We start from the raw sequence: 25,653 nt of genomic DNA, 5'->3' as shown, positions 1-25,653 counted from the left end.
TGAACGACTCCGAAATTGTAAAAAATCTGTCGGATATATTTCTTTATCCTCATACAGAGCATGCTATACAGAACAATTTTTAAATTCAATGCTAGAGGATCGAAATGATAATCATAAAGGATTTGTAATTGCCCACAAGGAAACTGAGGAGTATATTGGGCAAATCGATTTGTTCAACATTAATTGGAAGAATAGAACAACCGAATTAGGGATTGTATTAGGGACTGCTTGTCACCTAAGTAAAGGGTATGGGACTGAGGCGGTAAAAATTTTACAAGAATTTGTGTTTAATCAAATGAATTTAAATAGAATACAACTTGAGTTACATGATTTCAATGAAAGAGCATACCGATGCTATTTGAAATGCGGATTTAAAGAAGAAGGGCGGTTAAGAAAAAGGCATTATATCAATGGAAGTTATGCAGATACAATTATTATGGGAATATTAAAGAATGAATATGAGGAAATTAAAGATAGTTTGTAAGTTAAAGCAAGAAGGCATCGGCATATTAAATCTGATGAAGAGCATGTACAGCGAGTTCAAGAGCGGTTTGATGAGATTGGAAGAGATAGAATAAAGGAAGTATTACGGAAAGACATTAAGCAAGAGATCTTCACGTCAACAGTAGATCGGAAAATGACAATTCTAAAGTCAGTTTAGTTAGTATTTCAAAGAGGTCAGTAAATCCGATAACGCTGTATTCCTGTAGAGGCGCTTCGCTCCTTGGATCGTTGAGAGCGAAGCGGGTTCCCTATGGTTATCAATCCGCGAAATTAGTGGCTCAACCTTAAATCAGTGCATGCCACATTAAAAAGAACAATTTCCACCTGAAAAAGACTGTTACGATAGGTTATATCTACCAGCCCTCGATTGTCTTCAACGATCTTTTTTATACTCTTCAGTCCTATACCAGGACGCGATTGGGCACCAGACTTCGTAGAGAGGAATTCCCCATAAATATTAGTACGAATTTCATGAACATACGGGTTTTGAATTCTCATGAATAAACTTTTATTTAAATAATGCATCTGAAGTTTAATGTAGCGGCCTATATTGGTCTTTTCTTTACATGCTTCAATTGAATTGTCTAACCCATTCCCTAGAATGACGCTGATAACAGTTGTGTCTAGTTCTAGCCTTGAGGGGATATTCAAGTCAATGATAAAGGGAATGTCGTACCTTTTCACGGTTTGTGCCTTGTAACTGATTATAGAGTCAATAATCAAGTTCCCAGTGTTGCAGATTCCTGACAGATTTTCGACATTGCCAAGTAATTTGTTTATCTCATTAATGCTTTTATCATCTTCACCTGATTGTAGTTGCCCCCGCAGCCCAAGAAGAATGTTCTTGATATCATGTTGAAATTTAGATGATTCTTCGTGTTTTTCTTTGATTAAATGATATTGGTTTATATAGTAAGTATTTTGTTGTTCAAGCAACTGATTCTTACTCTGGGTGGATTGGATATATAGAACCCGATCAGATAATACAAAAATGAGGAAATTAATCATAAGTAACCCAAATGATGCTACAGGCATAAGAATAGGGGAAGTTCGAAAGATCTGGTTGGCCGATAGTAGGACAATCCCCAAAATACTAATAAACGGACAACAAAATAGGATAAACCAGTACCATCTTGAAAAATTCCCCTCACCGAATGCATGAGAAATTCGCGTAGATATGTAGACCAGCATAAACAAGAGTAGTTTGGACAGAAAGAGCGTCACAATATAACCGCTTGTAGAGTAGACAGGCTGCATGACGGCATCGCTAAGAAATATAAGAACCATAATAAACAGTGCAGCACATATTCTCCATTTAAGATTTCCCTTATAAAGAAGTGATAAAAATACAATGAGTGCTGTATTAATGACGAGTAGAACAGAGCCAGGCCAGGAGCTATAGTATAGGGCGACGTGGCATCCAAAATACAGAGAATAAAGTAAAGCAAGTTTAAATTTATTATCGAAGCGACAGACAAAAAAACGGCTATAAAAATAATGAATGATAGGCAATAAAAACGCGAAGGTCACTATATAAAACAGTTCTTCCATAAAAATATTATCATTCAATTAGACTCCCCCTAAATTTCAAATAGTTTTTTTTAACGGAGGCGCTGTACTTCCCGCTAATTGGAAGTTCTAGGCCAGTAACGAGGCTCACATTTTTATAGCTTATCTCTCGAATAAAGTAAAAATTCACGATATATGATTGATGTATTCTGATGAAGTTACTAGATGGGAGTTTGCTCTCCTCTTCATTTAAGGTGCTATAGTATTCAATCTGATCCATTCGGGTGTGTAGTTTTACCTTTCTGACCCTGCTTTCCAAATATATGATATCCCTAAAGGGAACTAAGACTTCCCTTCCTTTTTGTTGAACCGGGAGAAAACTTCTTGTTCCTAATTGTCGCCTACGGATTGCTTTTTTTACGGTGGAAAGTAATTTGTGTTTAAATAATTCGGGTTGAATGGGTTTCTTGATAAACCCGGATGGTTGAACGTCAAATAGCTGTACATGATATTGTTCATGACCAGAAATATAAATGAGCTGAACCCAATCATTATCCTCGTCTGCCCTTAACAAATGTCCTGCTTTAATGCCATCTATACCTTCCATTTCAATGTCCATAAATATAATGTCAAATGGGCAGCCATTCTGAATGGCTTTTGAGAATCTAGCCCCCGAATAAAAGGTAGTGACCTCTATTTTATTAGAGATACTATTCTGAAGATCTAGAATCAGTCTTTCAACTTGTTCCACTACTCGTATGTCATCATCGCAAACAACGATATGAATCACAAAATCATTCCTTTCGATGAATATTATAATGTTAGTATACGTTTTTGGAAAAAAATCTATATGATTAACCCAACAAATGAAGGGGAATAAGATTAGAAATTACATAATTAGCCTTAATATAAACATTTTGTGCGCTAAATCTATATACGAATGCTAATATTACGTTGTCTTCAAACCATAATCAAGTTTTGTTGGATATAGCAGGAATAGAAAGAGGAGTGTTCTGATTGAACATTACGGTTTTCGAAGCAAAAGGATTAACTAAGCAATATGGAGCAGCATTTGCACTCCAAGATATCAACATGACAGTTAGAGCCGGAGATATTTATGGAGTTATTGGTGAAAATGGAGCGGGGAAGACGACCCTTATGAGAATTATTGGTGGCCTGGTTCATCCAACGAGCGGTGAATTATCCCTGTTTGGAAAAAGTAATAAAAGAGAACTTCATTTAGTTAGGCGGCAGATCGGATTTCTGATTGAAATGCCGGCTCTTTATCCGAATTTAAATGCGGAGGAAAATTTGACGTTTTATTGCCATATTTATGGCATTAATGATCCAAAACGGATTCCTGATGTATTACAGGCTGTAAATTTGTCGAATGTAGGAAATAAGAAAATATTAGATTATTCGCTTGGTATGCGGCAGCGATTGGGGCTTGCTGTTGCCCTCCTTAATAAACCGAAATTTCTGGTTTTAGATGAGCCGATTAATGGGCTTGATCCTTCTGGAATTATGGAAGTTCGAAAAATTTTAGAGAATTTGGCAAAAGAGAAGAGGGTATCCATCCTGATCTCCAGTCATATTTTAAGTGAGTTGCAATTGCTGGCAACGAAATTCGGGTTTATTCATAAAGGAAGAATGATTAAGGAAATATCTGCTGATGAATTGTTAAAATCCGCAGAAAAACAGATATGTATTCGAACGACCAATCTTGAAGAAACGGCGCAAATATTAAAAGATGAACTGCAAATCGAATTTATTACGATTTCTGAGGTTGGAGAAATTCAAATCTCTAAAAAGAATGTAGATATGGAAAAATTAATGTCTGTCCTTTTGCAAAAGGGAATCCAAATCCAAGGAATTAATTTGTCTACTCCTAATCTTGAAAACTACTATTTGGCTCTAATAAGGGGGAGCAAATCGTGAGAGACTTCCTAAAAGGGCAAGCTTATTATTTAAAAAAGGATTCAACTTTTAGAGGAATCAGCTTCATTTTTTTGATTGCGGCTATCGTGTTACTTACTTGGATAGGAACGAAGGTTGGGTTTGATGTTAGAAATCCTTTTCAACCCTTAAGGTCAGCAGTTTCATTCTCGCTTTTTTTATACTTTATTATTCCTGTACATGCTTGTTTTTTTGCAACAGAAGGATTTGAATATGGTACTTTAAAAAACATTATTTCATCTGGCCGAAGCAGATCCTCGTATTTTATTGGGAAATATATTTCGGAAATTAAAGTAATTCTCTGGTGGATATTTCAGTTTTTTGGGCTTTTCTATATTTTTTATATGGCTGCAGCTCTTATTACGGGATCTCACATTGGAAATAACAATCTGCGCGAAGATATGATTATCACAATATCGGCACTCAGCTTCAATATCTTATACTTGGCTGCTTATGCTGCCATTGTCATGATGGCTGGTATGCTCATCAAAAGAACGGCTTCAGCGGTCGTTGTCACTTTTGTTATTGTTTTTGGAGACTTCATGCTAAGTGGTTATCTTAAAGATTCTTCGTCTGCATTTTTACAAACGATCTCTAAAAATACATTAATGACTCAGATTTTGAAATTTTCTGGGGGGTATGTTATAGATTCACAGCTTATCGGGTTATCTGATCTAAGTGAGTACATTCGTATGGCGCTAATTCCTATATTAATTATTACTATCTGTTTGATTGTTACTATAATTTCTTTTGGGAGGAGTGATATTCATACATAATTAGAAAGCTTGTTAAATTTGAGTAAAGATATTACAGTCGGGAGTTATGTGTAATGAAACATAATGGGGTTAGCTTGAAAATAAAAGAATTATTTGCGCCTTATCGAAAAAATATAATCATAATAAGCGTTATTATGATGATTACTTCGACTGGCAGCTTTTTAACTCCATGGTTGACAAAGCAACTCATCGATATTGGAATTATGGGTGCTAATTTTTCACAAACTGTTCTTTATGTTAGTTTGATATTCATAATTTTTTTGGCACAGCAGCTATTTGGAGTAATCCAGTTTTATTATTATAGAATTCTTAGTTTAAAGATTCCCCTAGACCTAAACTATCGAGCATGTAAACATGTCTTACTGGTGCGAACAAAGTATTTCAAAGATCGAAATTTCTCGGAAGTGATATCAGAACTTTTTCAAGACATTGCTAATATTTCGTCCTTAACAGATACACAATTTCTTTCTTCTTTCGTTAATTTATTTAAAATCATAGCTGGATTAGTCGCTCTTTTTCTTATCAATTGGAAATTAACATTATTTATGCTGGCGACAATACCTATTAAAATTTTAATTAGCAGTCTTTTATTTAAAAAACAGGAATCGATTTATAAAGTTATTATGAAGGTGCAGTCTAAATTTTCCGCTTGGCTCGGAGATGGGATTAGCGGCGTCGTCGAAATAAAGCTATGGGGAATTATTAATAAAAAGCTATCCAAACTGAATGATATATTAGAAAACAGTATGAAAGCAAAGTCTCGATTAATGTTCTATGGATACATTGACAATGTGTCGGGTTCTACACTATCTATTTTGTTTACATGCTTTCTTTATTTATTTGGGTCTTTGCTGATTCAAAAGAATGAAATGACGATTGGAAGTCTAGTTTCTTTTGTTTCCTATTCTTCTTTAGTTTTTGAGCCAATTGGTATTGTTTCATACCTTATTACACGGCTATCAATTGTTAAACCTGCTTTTGAACGTTTTTTGAGATTTCTTAGTACGGATACGGAAACGGATAATCCGGGTTCTGTAGTACTTCCAGATTCAATGGATATTAAACAGATTAAATTTGAAAATGTTTCTTTAGTTTATGACAAGGAAAAAGCGCTAGATCAGGTCAATTTTACTATAAATAAAGGTGAAAAAATTGCTGTTATTGGATTTAATGGAAGCGGGAAAACGTCAATAATAAATTTGCTTCTACGTTTTTATGAGCCGACGGAAGGTTCTATTAAGATAAATGATAACGATATAAGATCTTATACATTTGAATCTTATCGTTCTATGTGGAGTTTAATGGCTCAGGACAATTATTTATTCAACGATACTATTAAAAGTAATATCAACATATCGGAAGAACTCACTATGGAGGAAATTGTTGACGGCTGTAAAAGGTCAGGGGCATATTCGTTTATTCAAGAACTACCGGAAAAATTTGAAACTCAAATTGGTTATAATGGTGCAAAGTTGTCAGGGGGACAAAAACAAAAGATTGCTCTGGCACGTACATTAGCCCGAAAAAATACAAAAGCATTGATTCTAGATGAAGCTACCTCCAATTATGACTATTATTCGGAACAAATCTTCAATGAGGAAATTGTATCTTCTGATCGTTATATTTTTACTATTATAATAACTCACAGGCCCGAAGTATTGAAAAAGTTAGATAGAATCATCTATTTAGGCAAAGGTAGAGTTATGGGAGTTGGTACTTTTGATGAGTTATATGAATCTGTGGAGGGCTTCAGAGATATTATCATGAGTACGCAAAACGAGGAGGTACAAGATCATGCCATTTATGCCTTTTCAGACTAGACCTAATCTTTTTTATGTATATGATATGAATCGAAATAGTGTATATAGAACGTCACAACAACAGTACGAATCTTTATGTAGAGTGAACTCTGGAAGTAATGAGCCTGAGGATATTGCTATTCTGAAAAAATACCAGGAACAAGGAATGCTGTTAGATTCACAAATAGTAAAAGTGCAGCATCCGGCTACAGAATTTCTAGAGTATCAATTGAAGCGTTGCGTTAACTCGATTACATTTCAAATGTCCCAAAATTGTAATTTGCGATGCTCATATTGCCCTTACTCTAATAATGGCATTTACGAAAATCGAACACATTTAGCTAAAAATATAAAATGGGAAACTATAAAAAAAGGTATAGATTTCCTGATTACTCATTCTAAAGATGTTGATCATTTACATGTTGCTTTCTATGGGGGAGAACCTTTAATCGCTAAAGATTTGGTGATTTCAACCATGGAGTATACTTTAAATCGAGTCAATGGAAAAGATATATCTTTTGGTATGACTACGAACGCAACACTATTAGACGATGAGTTTGCCAAGGCAGCATGTAATTACAATTTAACAATCATGGTTAGCTTGGATGGACCAAAAGAAATACACGATAAAAATCGTTCTTATGCTAGTGGACGTGGTTCTTATGATGTATTGTATCAAAACATTAAGCGAATTAAAGAGAAGTATCCGCAGCTATATGAAAGGTTAAAGTTTAATGCTGTAATTAGTCCGGGGAGCAATTATCGTCAAATATTTGATTTTTTCAGGAGTAATCAAGACATAGTTGATCCTTCGAAAGTCAGTTTCAATACATTGTCTTTAAACTATACAGATTCGAGCTTTGGTTACGAAGAAGACTATTTCGCGGAAAGAAATTATGAGACGCTTAAAGCATATTTAATTCTTCTTGGAAAATTAAAAATCGAACCTATTTCATATCATAAAACTGATATAGAAACGATTTTTAGTTTCAAAGAGTTTTTTACTCCCATAAAAGATACCTCATCAGTAGCCCACCCAAGTGGAACTTGTATCCCTGGATTAAAAAAACTATTTGTTGATGTGAATGGTGATTTCTTTCCTTGTGAGCGTATAAATGAAAATTCAACTTTTATGAGAATGGGGAACGTAGAGCAGGGCTTTGAAATAGATAAAGTTCGAGAAATTCTTAATGTTGGATCAGTTACTGAAGAGCATTGTAAAGACTGTTGGGCATTTCATTGTTGTTCATTATGTCCTGCCTCAACGGATAATGGTAAGAATGAGCGTTACTCACAGAGCTATAAACTTAGTAAATGTAATAGAGTAAGAGCTACGGCACTGGAAAATTTAAAAAATTACACAATGTTGAGAGAATTTAAGTATCAATTTAATAAAGAGGAGTTGATACCATGAGACAGAAGCTGGCGATTTATCCGTTCTTTGAGGAATTGATGCCGATAATGAGGCATAAAAACAAAATTCGAGATTATGAATTGGTGTATGCCATTATTCCTGATGGTTGGGAAACATTCAGTGAATCAGACGAATCATTTTTAGGGTACATTTGTTCCGAAGAAAAATTTTATTCTGAAAATTTAATTCATTCAATTGACGCCTTTTTACTGTGCTTGCCCATTTTTAATATTAATTATTCTTTATATCATCGAATAACGGTCCTTGCAGAAAAACATGGTAAACAAATTATTTATGTCTTTGAGTTAGAGCCAGTTATTAGGAAATTATTTATGGGGCAAGGGATATGTTTAAGAACTGAAATAGCTGACATAACCCCACAAACCGGAATAGCAAGTATAGATGTTCCCGTTATCATGATCTTAGGACTCGGAGAAAATTGCGAAAAATGGGATCTTCAACTCGAATTATGTGATTTTTTTCACCATAAAGGATACCGTGCCACTCTTATCTCTAGTAATCCTATCTCTCAATTACTGGGGTACTATACTCTTCCCTCAAGTTTTGATAACTCCGGGCTAACTTTCTCCCAGCATGTTCAGAAGATAAACTCTTTTATAAAGAAAATTGAGATTAAGGAGAATCCCGATGTAATTATCTTAGGTGTTCCTGGAGGTATTTTAAAGTATAGCCATAGTGTTCCTAATGGCTATGGTTATATTCCGTTTTTAATTAGTAATGCTGTTATACCAGATTTATCTATCTTGAGTTTATATAGCGGAAACTATACAGAGCAGCAACTTAAAGAAATTCAATCCACTTGTTATTATCGTTTTGGTGCAGAAGTGAATTATTTTCACATATCTAAAAAAGTATGCGATTACGATTTTGAAACTAAAAAATTAAATTATTTTTCGGTAGACCATTCATATTTAATTGAAAATATCATCAGACCACTGGAAAACATGAATACCTTCAGCATTTCAGATTCTTGGAGTTCGCAAAAGGTCTTTGAAATGATTATTCTAGAGCTTCAAAATAACGTTGCCATAGTTTAAAGGAAGGTGAGGGATATGATCCGTACAAAAATAGAAGTACATGGAGTTGTCAAGAATATAATTTCCATGTATATAGAAACCGAATTTAATGATACAACCAATCTTCTTGGTATAACGTCGGTAAGAAATATTATTTATATTTTAACGGATCTTGAAAAGGAGCTTGGGTTTGTAATTGACGACTCATTTATTAAAGAAATAAAAAATTTAACTGTCGAGAATTTAACTATACTGATATCTAAATACTCTTAAAGTTATTTAAATTATTCGGTTATCAAGAATTAGTTGTATATGTTGGCGCAAGAGATGTATTCAAAGCAGAATGTAAAAAAAGGAGGAATAAAAATGTTAAATAAAAATGCTTCGCAGCAGCTTACGCCTTCTGTATCAACACTAGCGGCTTGTGTTTGCATCTGTTTTTGCTTGATCTTTACAGAAAAACGCCATAGCGATCAATTGGATGCGCTTCACGCTGTTCAGAGCTAATCGTTCATTAATTACCACTTTTAATTTTTTGTGATTTAGTGTAAATTCAGGCATATCTGTTTTGGATACATCCCCTGCACCAACATTCAACTAATTCATTATCGAAAAAAATTCTAACATTTACGAATGTATGCTTAAAAACTAGAGGTCATTCTGTCTTCACGGTCAGATCGTTGCTGTTGTCTAGAAATCGAATTGGTCACGACTATTATAGTAATCATAACCATTTTGTTATTTTTTTGAAAAATTGGAGACAACACCTCGGTGAGTCTCCTTTTTGTCATTTCCTACATTTTATAATTAAGATATAATCTTGGGTAATAGAAGTAATGGGAAGATTCGACTGGTACAAAGGAATAAATAATTATATTTATAGAGTAATCATAGGCGGTAAAAACTTTGGCTAAGCTTTATTCTCGGTGTAAGGCTATCGGACCCTTGGTTATGATGTAATCATGGAAGAAGCTCAGACAACAAACGCCCAGCCTAAGATAAGAGCTATCTAAGGCTTGGGCGTTTCGTGACTATAAGAAGTTTATTTGAAATTGCGAATTAAGAAATAATTTAAACCTTGAGGTGCATAATGCCGAGACAAATTACTCTTGCTGATGGAAGAACAGTAGAAGTTGACTGTTTGAGCTGCGCGTTGACAAGTGGATTAATTACGCCAACTGGGGGAGTCGTCTACGAATCCAATCTTTTTCATGTCCATCAGGAAGTTGCCTATCCCATAAGAGGGTTAATCATACTAGCTTCCAAGCGGCATTTTTATGGTATGGATGAATTAACAGATCAAGAACAATCAGAATATATTTCATTGATACATAGAATCAGAATGGAACAAAGAAAACGATTAGGCATAGATCAGGTGTATTATTTTTATAACGAAGACACGACACATCATTTTCATTTATGGATGGTTCCGAGATATGAGTGGATGAGACAATTTGGAAACTCAGTAGAATCATTAAGACCTGTATTATTACATGCACGGAAAAACATGAACGATGAAAAGAATATGAAAAGCGTAATTGAAGGAATCAACAAACTAAAGGCCGGTTTATGTGGATTTAATCCCTGACGGGTTCGTGAACACAGAAACGTTGCCAGAAATCATGTACAAAAAACAGAAAAGGGTGATCCTTATGGCTACGCATGAACAGATTTATCAAAATCAATCGGATACCTATGAATTCATGATTAGTAAGCAGCCTGAACTATCTGAGCTAATAAAAAAGATACGGCCATATAAGGATTTGAATATCCTTGATTTAGGAGCAGGGTCAGGCAGATTAGCAAGTGTTCTTGCAAAAGATGCCAAGTCGCTAATATGCACAGATCTATCCTCTTCAATGCTGGAAATACTAGATAACAAGTTAACAGAACAAGGAATAGCCCGGAATTGGACTACGGTTGTGGCGGATCACAGAAAACTGCCTATTGCGGATCAATCCATTGATTTAGTGGTTTCTGGTTGGAGTATCTGTTATTTAACCAATATAAAAAATGAGAAATGGAATGAAAACCTTAGACTTATTATTTCAGAACTTAATCGTGTTTTAAGACCGAATGGTACGATCATTATTTTCGAGACTATGGGGACGGGAACGGAAACCCCCAATCCTCCTGAGTTTCTTAGGGATTATTATAAAGCTCTTGAAGATGACCTCGGCTTTCATCACGATTGGATTCGCTTGGATTATAAATTTAGAGATGTTGAAGAAGCAAGAAAATACACCGAGTTTTTCTTTGGAGAGGAGTTAGTACAGAAGATTATTGATAATCAATGGTCAACAGTACCAGAATGTGCAGGGATTTGGTGGAGAAACCTATAAACAAACAAAATGATGAATGATTTGATCCAGGCGATGGTATGGGACAGTCTTACTCTTGCACAATTTAGAAAACAGTATGCCTAAGGAGTGGTAGAAATGGCGCGTGTTTTATTTATAAATGGTGGATCAGAGGGACATATCAATCCAACGATTGGAGTTGGATAAAATCCAAATTTCAGATTTAGGAGAAATACCTAGAAACTTTATCGTAGAAAACTATGTTCCACAAATGGATGTGCTGCAATACACCAAATTATTTATTACACATGGTGGAATGAACAGTACCCATGAAGGACTATATTGCGGGGTTCCGCTAATTGTGATCCCACAAGGCGCGGATTAACCGGTTATCGCTCAGCAGGTTGCCAATATCGGAGCAGGAGTTGTTTTACAAATGCAAAGCTTGACTGCAAATCAGCTTCGTGAAGCTGCAGATCATGTGCTGAGCCGGTCATCCTTCCAGACAGCAGCTGCAAATATCGGGGCATCTTTAAGAAAATCAGGCGGGTATGATCAAGCTGTTAATGAGATTATGGAATTTAAAAGGCAGCATCGAATCTAAGGGGCTGGCATTGAATGGGAGGGGGGATCTGTTATGAAGAAGCATATATATATCATCAGGCATTGTAAGGCTGCCGGGCAAGAAGCTGGTGCTCCGTTAACGACCGAAGGACAGATGCAGGCAGATCAGCTATCTGATTTTCTAACTAAGAGACCGATGGATTATATTGTTTCAAGTCCATATGAGAGAGCGATCTCAAGTATTCGTCCATTTGCCCAGAAACAAAATTTGATAATACATACCGATAGTCGGTTGAGTGAGAGAGTTTTGTCCACGGAGCCGCTGGATGATTGGATAGAGACACTTAGAGAATCCTTTGACAATTTGGATAGGAAGGATAGAATCCTCGCGAGAAGCCATGATGCGCGGAATTTCTGTCATTGAAGACTTATTCGAGCGGCCAGAGAGGAATATTGCAGTAGTTACTCATGGAAATCTGTTGTCATTGATATTAAAACATTATGATAATAGCTACGGATTCGATGAATGGAGCAGCTTAACCAACCCAGATGTATATGAACTCGTCAAAGCTGTTGAGGAAGTGACCCCTAGTATAAATCGCATTTGGAAGTGATTAGGGTATTAAAAACTAGAGAGAAGCTTAGGGGGGATACAATGAATAACCCATTTATTCAAGAAGTAATAGAGTACTTAGAGAGTAAGTATAATTGCCATACTATCATTTTATATGGATCATACACATCCAATGATTATACCTCGGAAAGCGATGTTGATTTAGTGTGTTTTTATGATGGGTTAGAGAATAAAAATGATAGTTCTATTCTAAACGATAAACAATTAGATGCCTGGATATATAACTCAGAAGCTGCAAAGGATGTAGAACCATTTTTACGAATACAGAATGGAATAGTGTTAAAGGATGAAAAGTCATTAGGGGCTTGGCTAATGGAAGAAGTAAATACTTTACTTAAAAAAGGGCCGGAACAACTGAGCTCTGATGAAGCCATCTTTTTAAAGCAATGGCTCGCTAAAATGCTAAGCCGTTCATTGAGAGGTGATGTCGAAGGTGATTTTAGATACCATTGGTTGCTCAGTGATAGTTTAGAAATTTATTTTAAAATAAAAAATCTGTGGTATCTTGGCCCTAAAAAATCACTTCAATGGCTCCTGGAAAATGATAAAGCAGCGTACCATCTTTTTTCAGAGGCACTAAGCAGAAATTCAAGTAATGAAAACATGAAAAGATTAATAGAACATATATTAGATGCATAGAAGTATAGAAGAGATCACATTGGGACTATCCCCACCTCGATGTCAGATGTATAATCATGGAAGGAGCTCAGACCAGCCAACAAATGACCCAGCCTAAGATAGAGCTATCTAAGGCTGGGTTATTTTGTAAATCTATAAATGTTACAGGAAAACTGGATTTGGAGGCAAAATCATGGGAAGAGTATATCAACAAATTGAGTCTGAGCATGAGGAATTTATTAAAGAACAGCATATGTTTTTTGTGGGGACGGCAGGCCGGGAGGGTCATGTAAATATTTCTCCAAAAGGGTATGATGCATTTAGAATTTTGTCTCCAAATAAAGTGGCCTACCTGGATTTAACAGGCAGTGGAAATGAGACAAGCGCACATTTATTAGATACCAGCCGCATCACATATATGTTTATTTCTTTTCAGGGGAAACCTTTGATATTACGGCTTTTTGGTGATGGGAAAGTTGTTTTACCAGAAAGTGAAGAATGGGATGAATTAGTCGGTCATTTTAATCTGCTGCCTGGGGCCAGACAAATCATTGTATCCCATATTCAAATGGTGAAAACATCATGTGGATTCGGGGTGCCTTTGTATTCATTCGAGGGTGAAAGGAATACCCTTATAGATTGGGCTGAAAAACAGGGAGAAGATGGACTGAAAGAATATAGAAGGCGTAAAAATTCCAAGAGTATGGACGGCTTACCCACCCCAATTGGAATGGAGCTAAATATAGAAAATAAGCAAAATTGAATTACATCAACTTGATTGGGGAATTTTCATGAAACCGAAACTAAAAATCATTTCGCAAGTCATGGCTTTTTTCATTTTATTAGTAATAGGTGTTTTCTTTATTGGAAGTTTTTTTGATGTATTGAAAAGTGGAATGGAAGCAAGATATCCTCATTTAGGGACGGCTTTTCAGTTAACAAAAGTTTTATTTATGGTAGTCAATTTATTAGGATTTATGATTTGCTTAATTCTACTAGTTAAAAAGCATCGTGTACTCAACAAAGCTATTGCTGGACTTGCATTGTTAAATTTTTTCTATTCATTATTTAGCTTTTTATGGGTTGCAATTGCTTACCAAAGAACCGAAGAACCACAAGAACAATTAATGGATTATGTCATAGGCACTATTCTGGGAAAGCCACAATATGCGCTTACTTGGGACAGCATAGGTATTATTGCGCCACTTCATTATATTAGATCGTTATATCTTTTTAACTTAATAAATGCATTTATAATGCTAGTTCTTGTTTTTATATTATTTGCAATAAAACAAATCATCGATAAGAAGCAACCTCCTCCAGATAAAAAGGAACAAGGCCAATCCATCCCCAGCCATCATAAGAACCAAGCGGGAGAGCGTCGGGAACCAGCTTCCGCAAGACATCGACTCGAATCGGTAACCAGGGACGATTTGAAGTGGTAAATTGGAATGCTCGTTCAATAGTTGGCTGCTTGAGTATTGGGGAAATAAAACGATAGCTGGATTAATACTTATGCCGGCTACAAGACATATTTATTTGCATTTGAATAAATCCATACGATTAAGCAACGAATACAAACAATCAAGAAATCCGTGTGATTTTATAGATCATTTTCTTAAAGCAGCAAGCTCATGCGATGGACATGGGCTTGCTATTTTATTGAAATGGTTCTGTAAAAACACTGGGGGTACATTCCTACAATCCAAGCTCCCTGCCTGTATTTCTATAATAGAAGTCAAAATTATTCACCGGAAGGCAAAAATTGACCCTGCTCTAACCTCCACCCTCCGTTTTATGATGGAAAGGAATGCAGAAAGCGATTTCAACAGCTGGGAGGAGGAAGTTTTGTGAAAGCGCTATACAAACGAATATCCGTAGTCTTGGTTTTTTGTATGACGTTGAATTTGCTGCCGGTGTTTCCGACTTGGTCGACGAGCATGGCGAAAGCGAGCGATACGGGAGATAATCTCGTTCCTAATGGGGGATTTGAGCTTGTAGGTTTAACGGGGAACCCATCCTGGGTAGATGGAATAGAGCCGCAAGGCTGGGGCGCGTGGCTGGCCAAGGGACAAGGCAGACTATCCGTGAGCGACGCCGTTTATTATTCCGGAGCCTACTCGGTACAGATCGAGCATCTGAGCGCTGATGACCGGACAGGTCTTAGCCTGGATGTACCGATTACCGGCGGAGATACATATGAATTCAGCGCCCGGATCAAAACGGCTGATGTTGTATCAAGCGGCGGTGTATTTGTAAGAACGAATTTCTATAAAAGCATTGCAGGTCTGGACGGCAGCACGCGGAACGAAAAAGTCGGGGACGGCCCTTCGACCGCTAAATTGGATGGGACCAACGACTGGACGCTGAAAGAAGCGGTGTTGTCCGCTCCGGCCGAAGCGAAATATGTCCGGATCGAACCGTTTTTTGAGACGGGGTCGGGAACCGTTTGGTTTGACGATGTGATGCTTAAACCGCGCAAGGGGATTACCGGACTGTCTTTGGAACCGAAGATGCTTTCCTTGGAAAAAGGCGAAACCGCAGCATTAACTACGGTCTATATGCCGGAAAATACATCGGATCAACCTGTCGTATGGAGCTCTTCCGATTCGGCGATTGTGTTGGTGGAAGACGGAACCGTGACGGCGCTTGATTTTGGAACCGCTGTCATTACCGTATCGACGCCGGACGGTCTTGTTAGCGCCCAATCTTACGTAACGGTGGAGTCTGCCGCAACGCGGACCGGCTATGACGAGCTAAGGTTGAAGTGGTATGACAAACTCATCGGCGGAGCATCCATGGATTCGTCCGATCCGGATGTTGCTGCTTATATTCAGTCATTATCGGATAAAGTATCCCATGCTGAAGGCACAGGAATCTGGGACCGGATGAACATCCTGCCGGATGCTAATGCGCTATGGGAGGATGTGATCGATAAGAGCAATGCCGATACGGCTCGAATTACGAAAGCGTACGGGATGATCAGAGATATGGCGCTTGCCTATTCAACCAAGGGCACCGCTGTGTATCATGATGAGGCTCTGCGTGACGACATCCTTGCGGCTTTGGAATGGATGCACACCTACCAATATAACCCGAGCAAGAACAGCGTCCCGAACTGGTGGGATTGGGAGATCGGAACGCCGCAAGCGCTGATGGACATTCTCGTGCTGATGTATGAAGATATGCCCGCAGAGCAAGTAGATAAATATTTGAAGGTCATTGACAGATTCGTTCCAGATCCGACGAAAAGAGTGCAGAACGCGAATGTCACGGAAACAGGTGCAAACCTGCTTGATAAAGCGCTAGTCGTTGTGCTCCGCGGCGTTGTCGGCAAGAACGGCGCGAAGATCGAACAAGGCCGGAATGCGATGTCCAGGGAATTCCAATATGCGAGGAGCGGCGATGGAATCTATGAAGACGGCTCTTTGATCCAGCATTCCAATATTGCTTATACCGGAGCATACGGCGCCGTGCTGGTCGGACGTATGGCGGATTTAATGTATTTGTTCAATGCCTCGCCATGGGAGCTGGACGATCCAAGCGCGGGAAATGTATACAAATGGGTGGATGATTCGTTCGAGGCCTTGATTTACAAAGGCGCCATGATGGACATGGTGAAGGGGCGCAGCATCTCGCGTCAGCAGGACTCCGATCATTTAACGGGCCGGGCAATCATTCGCACGCTGGCGCGCTTAGCTGAGGGAGCCCCGGCAGAGAAAGCCTCCAGGATCAAGAGCATGATTAAGGAATGGGTATTCTCCGATACGACGTTCCCGAACTATTACGAAAATATGCCGATCTATGAAATGAATTTGATCAAGGCAATCATGGGCGATACTGCGATCCAGCCGCGCGGAGAACTGGTGAAGCACCAGAATTTCGCCGCGATGGATCGGGTCGTTCACCTGCGTCCGGGATTCGGCTTCGGGCTCAGTATGTTCTCTGACCGCATTTCGGCTTTTGAATTCGGCAACAACGAGAACCGGAAGGGCTGGTACACCGGGATCGGCATGACCGCCTTGTACAATAACGACTTGAGCCAATACAGCAACCAATACTGGCCGACGGTGGATATGTACCGCTTGCCGGGAACGACAACAGACGGTTACGCACCGGCTCCGAAAGATTGGGCCTCTTATTACAATTCGAAAACCTGGGTCGGCGGCTCGGTCATCGACGGACGGTATGGCGCGGCAGGGATGAATTTTGCACTCGATAAAAGCACCGGCAGCAAACTGCAGGGCAAGAAATCATGGTTTATGTTCGATGATGAGATTGTGGCATTAGGCTCGGACATTGCAAGCACAGACAACCGTAAAGTAGAAACAATTGTCGAGAACCGCCAATTGACGGACAGCGGCACGAATAAGCTAACGGTGGATGGTCAGGTGAAACCCGATGCGCTTGGATGGGAGGAGCCGATGAAAGGGATCGGCTGGGCCCACTTGGAGGGCAATGTCGCCGGTTCCGACATCGGATATTATTTCCCGGACAAAGCCGATATCACGGGGAAACGCGAAGCCAGAACGGGCTCATGGGGAGAGATCAATGGCGGCGGCTCGTCCGATCCGATCACGAGAAATTATCTCAGCTTGGCATTTGATCACGGGACAGCGCCGCAGAGAGGGTCTTACGCTTACGTATTGCTGCCGAACAAGGATACGGCTGCGACCGAGCAATACAGCCAGCATGCCGATATTGAAATTTTGAGCCGGACAAGCAAAGTGCATGCCGTACAAGAGAAGAAGCTTGGCATTACCGCATTTAACTTCTGGGAAGCGGATCGTTCAGAATTTGTAAGGGCCTATCAGCCTTCTTCGATCATGGTCAAGGAACAGGGCGATCAATTGACCATCGCTGTTTCCGATCCGACGCAGAAGCAAGAGAAAGTGACGGTTGACCTTGGCAAGGCGGTGTTGAAGGAAATCACGAAAGACCCTTCTGTCAACGTAGTACAAACATCGCCTTATCTGAAGCTAGAAATTAATACGAAGGGCGCTATTGGCACAACCCATACGATTCAATTCCAATACGATCCGAGCCAGACGCCGGAAATGGAAGATCCTGCGAACCCGGAACCTGGCCAAGAGGAGAAGGTTACTGTATATGTGACTGAAGACGCTTATGTCAATGCTGGCAGCAAAGCGGGTCAGAACTTCGGCGGCGTCGGCTATCTCAATGTGAAGAACGGCGTAAACGACTACCAGCGCAGAACATTCCTGAAATACGATTTAAGCCATATTTCAGGGGATATTGAGTCGGTGAACCTGCATGTGTACGGTAAAAAGAATGACTCTCGCGGTGTAACGGAGACCGTTGGGGCTTATGAGGTAGAGAGCAATGCTTGGAAGGAAAGCACGCTTACCTGGAGCAATATGCCTCAAGTTGGAAGCTTGATCGACAAGGTATCATTTGACAGTGAGAATCGATGGCGCCAATTTGACCTTACCGCTTATGCCCAGGCAAGGATGGCTGCCGATCCCGATAAGCAATTGAGCATCGCGCTGCAGGGCGAAACCGATTTGACGGTGGAAGTTAGAAGTAAGGAAAACGAAGGCGGAATTTACAAATCTTATTTGGAAATAACGTTGAAGCCAGCTGTACCGGCTGCAGGGGTCCAGTTAAGCAAAGAGCGGGCGGCTCTTATCGTTGGCGATAGCCTGAATCTCGAGGCATGGATGATTCCGGAGAACGCGACGAATGGCAATGTAGCGTGGACCATTGATCGCGGAGATATCGCAGAGTTGAAATCGGACGGCCGCCAAGCGACCATAACCGCTTTGAAGCCGGGCCGCGCTCAAGTGATGGTCACGACCGAGGACGGCGCTTTTACGGCAACCTGCGTTATTCACATTACGCTAACGGATACCGCTGGCGATCTGAACGGGGACGGCCACGTTGGAGTTGGTGATTTGGCGATGGCCGCCGCCCATTTCGGCAAGACGGCCGGCAGCCCTGGTTGGGATGCGGTCATGGCTGCCGACATCAACGGCAACGGCATCATCGATGCGGAGGATTTGAAATGGTTTGCCGAATTCATGACCGCCGAGTAAGACAATATGGCTTCTATTCAGACCTTAACACATTTTAAGCGACTGATTGTATGAGCGAAGGGGACTGGCAACCGGTCCCTCTCGCAAATTGTTGGAAGGGGTGTTACTACATCGTGAACAAGTACGGCTTCAAATTTTATGTCCTTTCACTGCTGATCTTTTCGCTAATTATAGCGTCTTTTCCAGCAGCCCCGGCTGCGGCGGCGGTGAAGCAGCAGACGAATGAATTCGATGCGCTGCGGATAAGATGGTTTGACTATTTGACGGGCGGGACGCAAATCGACCTGAATGATGCGGACATCTGCAATGCGGTCGAGGCGAATGCACGCAAGGTAACGAATGACAGTAAAACGGGGGTATGGGATACACTCAATAAAGCGGCAGACCGAACCTATCTGTGGGCGGATTATAACAGTACGACCGCCCCGAACCATATCACCTTATCGTACAACCGTCTGAAGGATATGGCGATTGCCTTCGCAACTCCCGGCACAGCGTTGTATCAGAACGAGGAACTAAAGAATGATATTATTGCAGGCCTGGATTGGATGTACGAGCACCGTTTCAATGAAACAAGAAGCAATTACGGCAATTGGTGGGAGTGGGAGATCGGCTCGCCGCTCTCGCTAGCCGATATCGTTACGCTGATGTACGATCATCTCAGTCCAGAACAGATCGCAGGATATACCCGGACGATCGACCGGTTTGTTCCGGATCCAAGCAAGAGATTGATTGGCGCTCCGGGCTTGAAGGAGACGGGGGCCAACCTGCTGGATAAATCACTGGCAGTTCTGCTGCGCGGTGTACTCGGACAGGACGAGGCAAAAATCACGCAAGCGCGCGATGCAATCGGCTCCGTCTTCCCGTATGTAACTAACGGGGACGGCTTCTATGAGGATGGTTCTTTCATCCAGCATAATAATATTGCGTATACCGGCAGCTACGGCAGCGTTCTACTAGGGGATATTTCAAAGCTGCTGACCGTCTTGAGCGGTTCTCCGTGGCCGATCGAAGACCCGAATTTCCATCATGTGTGGGATTGGATTACTCATTCATTCGAGCCGGTTATTTATAGCGGTCACATTATGGAGATGGTTAGCGGCAGAGCAGTCTCCCGCTACAATAACAACACCCGGGGGGCCGTATGGACGATTCTGCGTTTGGCGCAATACGCTCCTCCAGAACAGGCTGCCTACTATAAGAGCATGGTTAAGGATTGGGTCATTTCCGATAAAACGATGCCGAATATGTACGAAGGCATGCAAATTCGAGACATTGTATTATTTAAAAAGCTGATGAGCGATACCTCGATCGTGCCCCGCGGAGACTTGATTGCGCACCGTCCATTTTCCGCCATGGACCGGATCGTTCACTCGCGGCCTGGCTATACCTTTGGCATTAGCATGTCCTCCTCCCGCATTGCCAACTTTGAGGGGGGAATGAACGGCGAGCATACCAGAGGCTGGTATACCGGTGACGGAATGACGTATTTATATAATCGGGATTCGGGACAATTTCGCGATGCGTTCTGGCCGACGGTAGATGCCCACCGGATGCCGGGTACGACGTCCGACGGCGTGGAGCGCCCGATGATCAAGACGACCGGGAAGACCTGGGTCGGCGGCTCGTCTATGGACAGCTTGTACGGTGTCGCCGGGATGGACCTGGCTCCGCCCGGAAGCAAGCTGACCGGGAAGAAGTCGTGGTTTATGTTTGACAATGAAATCGTCGCGCTGGGAGCGGGCATTACAACACCTGACGAACGGACAGATGGAAGACAGGTTGAGACGATTGTGGAAAATCGGATGATTAATCCGGCCGGCACTAATCCATTGACCGTAAACGGTCAAGTAATGCCAAGCCAGCTGGGCTGGTCCGATGAACTGAAGGCGGTGAACTGGGCGCATCTGGCGGGTACGGCGGACGGAGCCGATATCGGCTACTATTTTCCGGAGAGCTCCGATATTCGGGCTTTGCGCGAAGCGAGAACCGGTTCATGGAAAGACATTAATGTGTCGGGTCCCGCCGATCCGATCACGCGCAATTATGTCAGCTTGGCTGTAGAGCATGGCACGAAGCCGGCGGACGCTGCGTATTCCTATGTGCTGCTGCCGACATTGTCGGCGGATGCGACGAGAGCGTACAGTGAGAACCCGGACATTCGCATCTTGAGCAATACGGCAAAAGTTCAGGCGGTGGAAGATACGAAGCTTGGCCTGACGGGCATTAACTTCTGGCAGCCGGGCGAATTGGGCCGCGTGCGCGCTTATCAGCCTGCTTCGGTAATGGTGAAGGAGCAAGGCGACGAATGGACCGTGTCTGTATCCGATCCTACGCAGACCCAATCCAAGGTGAAGGTGGATATTGCCGCGGTGGCGCTTGAGGAATTAACCAAGGATCCGGCCGTAACCGTCTTGCGGACATCTCCGTCGGTTCAATTGGAGATAGCCACGGGAGGAACGAAAGGCCGCAGCCATGTCATTAAACTGAAGGTCGACCCTGATGCGGAAACGGAGCTTCCTGAAGAAGGCGCGCTTGAGCCCGACGATACGGCTAAACTTCGCATTAACGTATCTGAAGACACGTTCGTGAACGGCGGCAGCGAAGAGAATACAAACTTTGGAACGAGAGGCTTCCTTAACATCCGCAATGGAAGCGGGAACTACGACCGCCGCGTGTTCCTGAAGTTTGATCTTTCGGACATTGCCGATGAAATCGAGCAGGCCACGCTTCATGTTTACGGCCAAACCAAAGACAACAACGGAACCCAATCCGACATCGGCGTATTCGAGGTTCATGACGATAGCTGGAAGGAAGACATGATCACCTATAAGAACAAACCGGGCGCAGGCGAACGAATCGATTTGACGACGCTGGCGTCGCCGGATCAATGGTGGACGTTCAATGTAACGCCATTCGTGCAAACTAAACTGCAGGGCAATAAAATAGTAAGCTTATCCCTGCAGCAAGTCGGCCGCGATTTGCACGCGGAGATCCGCAGCCGCAAAAACGAAGACGGCAAGTACCAAGCTTACCTGGACATCCTCCTCAAAGACACGGAAGCTCCTGCGACAACGGTTCAGCTAGAGGGAAGCGGCGAGACAGAAGGAGAGCATTATAAAGAAGTGGTTCTTCGCTTCTCTGCCAAGGATAATCCTAACGGCTGGGGTGTACTTCGTACCGAATACCGGATCGGCGGAGGCAAGTGGAGAACGGTGCAAGACGGCAAGCTGGCTATTCAAGAGGAGGGTGTTCATACGATTGAATACCGGTCGATTGACAAAGCGGGCAATGTCGAGGATACGCGAAGTATTGTCGTCTCCATTACGCAGCCGACGGTTGAAATTAGCGGACCGGATCAAGTGACGGGCGGCAAGCCGCTGACAGTCCATTACGGAATCAAGTCGGCCATGAAGGAAATGTATGCACACGACGTGACTCTGCAATACGACGCGAATATGCTGACATTCGTCTCTGCCGAATCGCTGCAGGAAGGAGTAACCCTTTTGGATACCCGAAATGATTCCGGGCAGCTGCGGCTCATTCTTGCCGGCGAAGGCCAGCCGATACAAGGCAATCAGGATCTGCTCAAGCTGAGCTTCGATACGAACCAGGTCGAGCAGGCGACCGAGAGTCACATGGATATCATCAAGGCGCGGATCGGAGACGCTCGCGGCGATGAAGTGGAGGCGGTATCGACATCCTTCGGTTACAAGCTGCAGCCCGATATCCAAGAACCTGCCGAACCGGGAGAACCTGGGGAACCGGAGGAACCATCAGAGCCGGGAGAACCGGAGGAACCCGGCCAGCCGCAGCAGCCGGACTACGGATCGGGGCACAGCAGCAGCTCGAACAGCACGTCTGGTACAAGTTCAAGTGAAACGGATAGTGCAAGGATTAGCGATCTAGAGCAGCTTGTCAAGCTCCTCGGCCATGACAAGACTAGTCCAGAGTGGGAGCGAATCAAAGCGCTCGACGCCAACGGCGATGGCAAAATCGACGTGATCGATCTGGCCTCGATCGCCCGCAAAGTGGCTGGCCCGAACGATATTCCTAGACATGTATCGGCCCAAGGCCCGACATCTTTCCATCTTACTGCAGCTTCGGGCAACTGGAAGGAAGGGGACACCGTTAAACTGGCCTTGACAGGGACAAATGTACGGGATTTGTATGCTTACGAAATAAAATTGAGCTTTGATCCTGAATACTTGGAATTAGCCGAGGCAGCTTCGGGGGTGAGCGGCTTCTCCGTTTCACCGGTCGTGAAGAACGGAGAGATCACGTTCCTTCATACGATGATAGGGAATATTGTCGGCGAAGAGGGCGATATTACAATTGGCCGCTTAGTATTTAAAGTGAAGAAGAGCGGAAGCACCGGGGTTCGCTGGAACAGTCTGACCGCTGTTAACCACCAGCTTGGCGCGCAAGATATCGCCGTTGGCAAGTCTGTCCAAATCGGCGAACCGGTGAATCCGGCCATCGCAATCTTCAGAGATATTCAAGGGCACTGGGCTCAAGCCAAAATTGAGGATGCGGCGCAACAAGGCTTGATTCAAGGTTATGCGGATGGAACGTTCGCTCCCGACAAGCCGGTCACACGCGCCGAGTTTACCGCTTTATTGGCACGGGGACTCAATCTGCGCAAAGAAGCCGAGCTTGCATTCACGGATGCCGGCCTTCTTCCAAAGTGGGCAGCATCGGATATAGCCAAGGGCGTTCATCAAGGATTCATTGCCGGCTATGTCGACAATACCTTCCGTCCAAATCAAGCGATCACTCGCATGGAGCTTGCTACGATGGCGGCTAAAGCACGGGGGCTTGCCAAGGGATCGCAGGCCGGGCTGACCTTCGCCGATGCTGGAGAAATTCCGGGATGGGCGCAAGGCTGGGTCGCATCCGCCGTAAGTGAAGGGCTTCTTCAAGGACGCAGCGATCAACGCTTTGCCCCGATGGAGCAGGCAACCCGAGCAGAAGCCGTAGCGGTCTTACTGAACGTACTTCAAGCAGATTCCACCAGATAAAGAAAAAATGCTGCAGCCTACCTTAACGCGCTGCGCATCATGAAGGAGCAATAAATGCCGGTTGACGTAACGTTGACCGGCTTTTTTATATAAAGCTATAGACATAAATAATGCAAAGCTTAAGATAATTCCCTAAGAAAATTGGGGTAAATTGGTTTAATTGTAATATATTTTTCGATTTACACATCGTTTATACTATACTCGCCTAGCAAAAAGCCGCTCTAATCTGCGACAAGCTATTCGCAGCCATTTTTTGAAAGCGCTTTTTTGTGAGGTATAAAAGAATGGAAGGAGATGGGGCCCCTTTAAAATTAGTAGAGAGAGTTGCAGCGGTTGGGAGGGACGGGAGCAACTATACCTGTAAATGTATTACGAGGAGGTACTATTTAATGTTCAAAGCAAAATTAGTAAAAGGGGCCTTGGCCCTGATGCTCTTCGGCACGTTGTTCTCTATTCCGCTGATGCCTGCCGCCAGCGCTGCCGATGCCAGCTGCCCGAATGGATATGTGGCCCTGACGTTTGACGATGGACCTAATCCTGGCAACACGACCAATCTGCTCAATGCGCTGAAGCAGGCCGGCCTGCGCGCAACGATGTTCAACCTTGGGCAGAATGTCCAGAATAACCCCGCTCTGGTTCGCGACCAAGTGGCCGCAGGCATGTGGATCGGCAACCACTCCTATTCGCATCCGCACATGACTTCATTAAGCAGCTCGCAGATGTCGTCGGAAATTACGCGAACGCAGCAGGCGATCCAGGCGATTACCGGAACCGCACCGAAGCTGTTCCGGCCGCCATACGGCGAGACCAACGCGACCTTGAGATCAATTCTGGCCCAGAATGGCCTCACCGAAGTGCTGTGGAACGTGGACTCCCAGGACTGGAACGGCGCCTCTACTGCCCAGATCGTAGCCGCCGCAAGCAGACTGCAGAACGGAGATGTTATTCTGATGCACGACCAGTACCAGTCCACACTTCAAGCGATCCCGCAGATCGCACAAAACCTCAAGAGCCGCGGCCTCTGCTCCGGCATGATCTCGCCGGCCACCGGCCGGGCGGTCGCGCCTGATGGCGGCGGAACAACACCTCCACCAACCACTGGCACAAAGATCGAAGCTGAGAGTATGACCAAAAGCGGACAGTACACCGGGAATATCAGCTCGCCGTTCAACGGAGTCGCTTTATACGCCAACAATGATTCGGTGAAATTCACGCAGTATTTTGCGACCGGCACCCATAATTTCTCACTCCGCGGGGCTTCAAATAATTCCAACATGGCCCGGGTCGACCTGAAAATCGGCGGGCAAACGAAGGGGACCTTCTACTTCGGCGGGAGCAGCCCTGCGGTCTATACGCTGAATAATGTCAGCCATGGAACCGGAAATCAAGAGATAGAGCTCGTTGTGACCGCCGACAACGGAACATGGGATGCTTTCATTGATTATCTCGAAATCCATTAGAACTC

General features: G+C 42.8%; 19 protein-coding genes and 1 pseudogene. 18 read left to right on the top strand and 2 right to left on the bottom strand.

The window, feature by feature from the left end:
* The first annotated feature begins 88 nt into the window (after nucleotides 1-88).
* Nucleotides 89-484 carry a GNAT family N-acetyltransferase gene (locus BN2762_RS19885; RefSeq protein WP_316246815.1) on the top strand — a complete coding sequence of 132 codons (396 nt, stop codon included), beginning with the start codon at nucleotides 89-91 and terminating at the stop codon, nucleotides 482-484.
* Between the two features lie 290 nt (nucleotides 485-774).
* On the opposite strand, the gene BN2762_RS19880 is transcribed toward BN2762_RS19885, so the two are convergent.
* Both BN2762_RS19880 and BN2762_RS19875 read right to left on the bottom strand, forming a co-directional pair.
* On the bottom strand, nucleotides 775-2,073 hold the full coding sequence (locus BN2762_RS19880; RefSeq protein WP_055108613.1) for a sensor histidine kinase: 1,299 nt from the start codon (nucleotides 2,071-2,073) through the stop codon (nucleotides 775-777).
* On the bottom strand, nucleotides 2,066-2,803 hold the full coding sequence (locus tag BN2762_RS19875; protein WP_055108612.1) for a LytR/AlgR family response regulator transcription factor: 738 nt from the start codon (nucleotides 2,801-2,803) through the stop codon (nucleotides 2,066-2,068). Before BN2762_RS19875 ends, BN2762_RS19880 begins: the two co-directional genes overlap by 8 nt.
* Nucleotides 2,804-3,030: 227 nt before the next feature.
* On the opposite strand from BN2762_RS19875, the gene BN2762_RS19870 reads away from it, so the two are divergent.
* From BN2762_RS19870 to BN2762_RS19790, 17 genes and pseudogenes are all read left to right on the top strand, one after another.
* Complete coding sequence (locus tag BN2762_RS19870; RefSeq protein WP_055108611.1) at nucleotides 3,031-3,951, top strand: ABC transporter ATP-binding protein; 921 nt, start codon at nucleotides 3,031-3,033, stop codon at nucleotides 3,949-3,951.
* A complete protein-coding gene (locus tag BN2762_RS19865) occupies nucleotides 3,948-4,745 on the top strand; it encodes a hypothetical protein (RefSeq protein ID WP_055108610.1) in 798 nt (265 codons plus the stop codon). The genes BN2762_RS19870 and BN2762_RS19865 overlap by 4 nt, the downstream gene beginning before the upstream one ends.
* Nucleotides 4,746-4,798: 53 nt before the next feature.
* Nucleotides 4,799-6,565, top strand: coding sequence for an ABC transporter ATP-binding protein (locus tag BN2762_RS19860; protein ID WP_055108609.1), 1,767 nt, complete (start codon nucleotides 4,799-4,801; stop codon nucleotides 6,563-6,565).
* Complete coding sequence (locus tag BN2762_RS19855) at nucleotides 6,540-7,958, top strand: radical SAM/SPASM domain-containing protein (RefSeq protein ID WP_055108608.1); 1,419 nt, start codon at nucleotides 6,540-6,542, stop codon at nucleotides 7,956-7,958. The genes BN2762_RS19860 and BN2762_RS19855 overlap by 26 nt, the downstream gene beginning before the upstream one ends.
* Nucleotides 7,955-9,016 carry a TIGR04066 family peptide maturation system protein gene (locus BN2762_RS19850; protein ID WP_055108607.1) on the top strand — a complete coding sequence of 354 codons (1,062 nt, stop codon included), beginning with the start codon at nucleotides 7,955-7,957 and terminating at the stop codon, nucleotides 9,014-9,016. The genes BN2762_RS19855 and BN2762_RS19850 overlap by 4 nt, the downstream gene beginning before the upstream one ends.
* Before the next feature lie 345 nt (nucleotides 9,017-9,361).
* Complete coding sequence (locus BN2762_RS27000; protein WP_154674775.1) at nucleotides 9,362-9,502, top strand: hypothetical protein; 141 nt, start codon at nucleotides 9,362-9,364, stop codon at nucleotides 9,500-9,502.
* Between the two features lie 583 nt (nucleotides 9,503-10,085).
* Nucleotides 10,086-10,583 (top strand): HIT family protein, encoded by a 498-nt coding sequence (locus BN2762_RS19840; protein ID WP_055108605.1) that lies wholly within the window; start codon nucleotides 10,086-10,088, stop codon nucleotides 10,581-10,583.
* Nucleotides 10,584-10,647: 64 nt separating this feature from the next.
* Entirely contained in the window at nucleotides 10,648-11,337 is a 690-nt protein-coding gene (locus BN2762_RS19835) for a class I SAM-dependent methyltransferase (RefSeq protein ID WP_055110235.1), read from the top strand.
* A gap of 160 nt (nucleotides 11,338-11,497) precedes the next feature.
* A pseudogene (locus BN2762_RS26570) lies at nucleotides 11,498-11,899 on the top strand (nucleotide disphospho-sugar-binding domain-containing protein); the annotation flags it as partial.
* Between the two features lie 33 nt (nucleotides 11,900-11,932).
* Nucleotides 11,933-12,283: a histidine phosphatase family protein gene (locus BN2762_RS28210; protein ID WP_316246814.1), complete on the top strand. Its 351-nt coding sequence runs from the start codon at nucleotides 11,933-11,935 to the stop codon at nucleotides 12,281-12,283.
* Nucleotides 12,258-12,473 carry a hypothetical protein gene (locus BN2762_RS28205; RefSeq protein ID WP_316246813.1) on the top strand — a complete coding sequence of 72 codons (216 nt, stop codon included), beginning with the start codon at nucleotides 12,258-12,260 and terminating at the stop codon, nucleotides 12,471-12,473. Before BN2762_RS28210 ends, BN2762_RS28205 begins: the two co-directional genes overlap by 26 nt.
* A gap of 41 nt (nucleotides 12,474-12,514) precedes the next feature.
* The gene (locus tag BN2762_RS19820; RefSeq protein ID WP_055108603.1) at nucleotides 12,515-13,132 is read left to right on the top strand and encodes a nucleotidyltransferase domain-containing protein; all 618 of its coding nucleotides are present in this window, start codon (nucleotides 12,515-12,517) and stop codon (nucleotides 13,130-13,132) included.
* Nucleotides 13,133-13,304: 172 nt separating this feature from the next.
* Nucleotides 13,305-13,874 (top strand): pyridoxamine 5'-phosphate oxidase family protein, encoded by a 570-nt coding sequence (locus BN2762_RS19815; RefSeq protein WP_055108602.1) that lies wholly within the window; start codon nucleotides 13,305-13,307, stop codon nucleotides 13,872-13,874.
* Between the two features lie 28 nt (nucleotides 13,875-13,902).
* Nucleotides 13,903-14,556, top strand: coding sequence for a hypothetical protein (locus tag BN2762_RS27855; RefSeq protein ID WP_055108601.1), 654 nt, complete (start codon nucleotides 13,903-13,905; stop codon nucleotides 14,554-14,556).
* Between the two features lie 450 nt (nucleotides 14,557-15,006).
* Nucleotides 15,007-19,167: a polysaccharide lyase family 8 super-sandwich domain-containing protein gene (locus BN2762_RS19800; RefSeq protein WP_230202552.1), complete on the top strand. Its 4,161-nt coding sequence runs from the start codon at nucleotides 15,007-15,009 to the stop codon at nucleotides 19,165-19,167.
* Nucleotides 19,168-19,280: 113 nt separating this feature from the next.
* The gene (locus BN2762_RS19795) at nucleotides 19,281-24,188 is read left to right on the top strand and encodes a polysaccharide lyase family 8 super-sandwich domain-containing protein (RefSeq protein ID WP_055108599.1); all 4,908 of its coding nucleotides are present in this window, start codon (nucleotides 19,281-19,283) and stop codon (nucleotides 24,186-24,188) included.
* A 389-nt stretch (nucleotides 24,189-24,577) separates the two neighbouring features.
* The gene (locus tag BN2762_RS19790) at nucleotides 24,578-25,648 is read left to right on the top strand and encodes a polysaccharide deacetylase family protein (RefSeq protein WP_055108598.1); all 1,071 of its coding nucleotides are present in this window, start codon (nucleotides 24,578-24,580) and stop codon (nucleotides 25,646-25,648) included.
* Nucleotides 25,649-25,653 lie beyond the last annotated feature (5 nt).

This window comes from Paenibacillus ihumii (genome assembly GCF_001403875.1).
Taxonomy (GTDB): Bacteria; Bacillota; Bacilli; order Paenibacillales; family Paenibacillaceae; genus Fontibacillus; species Fontibacillus ihumii.
Note: the sequence above shows the minus strand (reverse complement) of the source record. Positions and strands in the feature narration are given on the sequence as shown.

What these genes read in the sequence shown, in the direction of transcription:
- BN2762_RS19885 (WP_316246815.1), top strand. Translation starts at nt 89, where the DNA reads ATGCTAGAGGATCGAAATGATAATCATAAAGGATTTGTAATTGCCCAC.
- BN2762_RS19860 (WP_055108609.1), top strand. Translation starts at nt 4,799, where the DNA reads ATGAAACATAATGGGGTTAGCTTGAAAATAAAAGAATTATTTGCGCCT.
- BN2762_RS19855 (WP_055108608.1), top strand. Translation starts at nt 6,540, where the DNA reads ATGCCATTTATGCCTTTTCAGACTAGACCTAATCTTTTTTATGTATAT.
- BN2762_RS19850 (WP_055108607.1), top strand. Translation starts at nt 7,955, where the DNA reads ATGAGACAGAAGCTGGCGATTTATCCGTTCTTTGAGGAATTGATGCCG.
- BN2762_RS27000 (WP_154674775.1), top strand. Translation starts at nt 9,362, where the DNA reads ATGTTAAATAAAAATGCTTCGCAGCAGCTTACGCCTTCTGTATCAACA.
- BN2762_RS19840 (WP_055108605.1), top strand. Translation starts at nt 10,086, where the DNA reads ATGCCGAGACAAATTACTCTTGCTGATGGAAGAACAGTAGAAGTTGAC.
- BN2762_RS19835 (WP_055110235.1), top strand. Translation starts at nt 10,648, where the DNA reads ATGGCTACGCATGAACAGATTTATCAAAATCAATCGGATACCTATGAA.
- BN2762_RS28210 (WP_316246814.1), top strand. Translation starts at nt 11,933, where the DNA reads ATGAAGAAGCATATATATATCATCAGGCATTGTAAGGCTGCCGGGCAA.
- BN2762_RS28205 (WP_316246813.1), top strand. Translation starts at nt 12,258, where the DNA reads ATGATGCGCGGAATTTCTGTCATTGAAGACTTATTCGAGCGGCCAGAG.
- BN2762_RS19820 (WP_055108603.1), top strand. Translation starts at nt 12,515, where the DNA reads ATGAATAACCCATTTATTCAAGAAGTAATAGAGTACTTAGAGAGTAAG.
- BN2762_RS19815 (WP_055108602.1), top strand. Translation starts at nt 13,305, where the DNA reads ATGGGAAGAGTATATCAACAAATTGAGTCTGAGCATGAGGAATTTATT.
- BN2762_RS27855 (WP_055108601.1), top strand. Translation starts at nt 13,903, where the DNA reads ATGAAACCGAAACTAAAAATCATTTCGCAAGTCATGGCTTTTTTCATT.
- BN2762_RS19800 (WP_230202552.1), top strand. Translation starts at nt 15,007, where the DNA reads ATGACGTTGAATTTGCTGCCGGTGTTTCCGACTTGGTCGACGAGCATG.
- BN2762_RS19790 (WP_055108598.1), top strand. Translation starts at nt 24,578, where the DNA reads ATGTTCAAAGCAAAATTAGTAAAAGGGGCCTTGGCCCTGATGCTCTTC.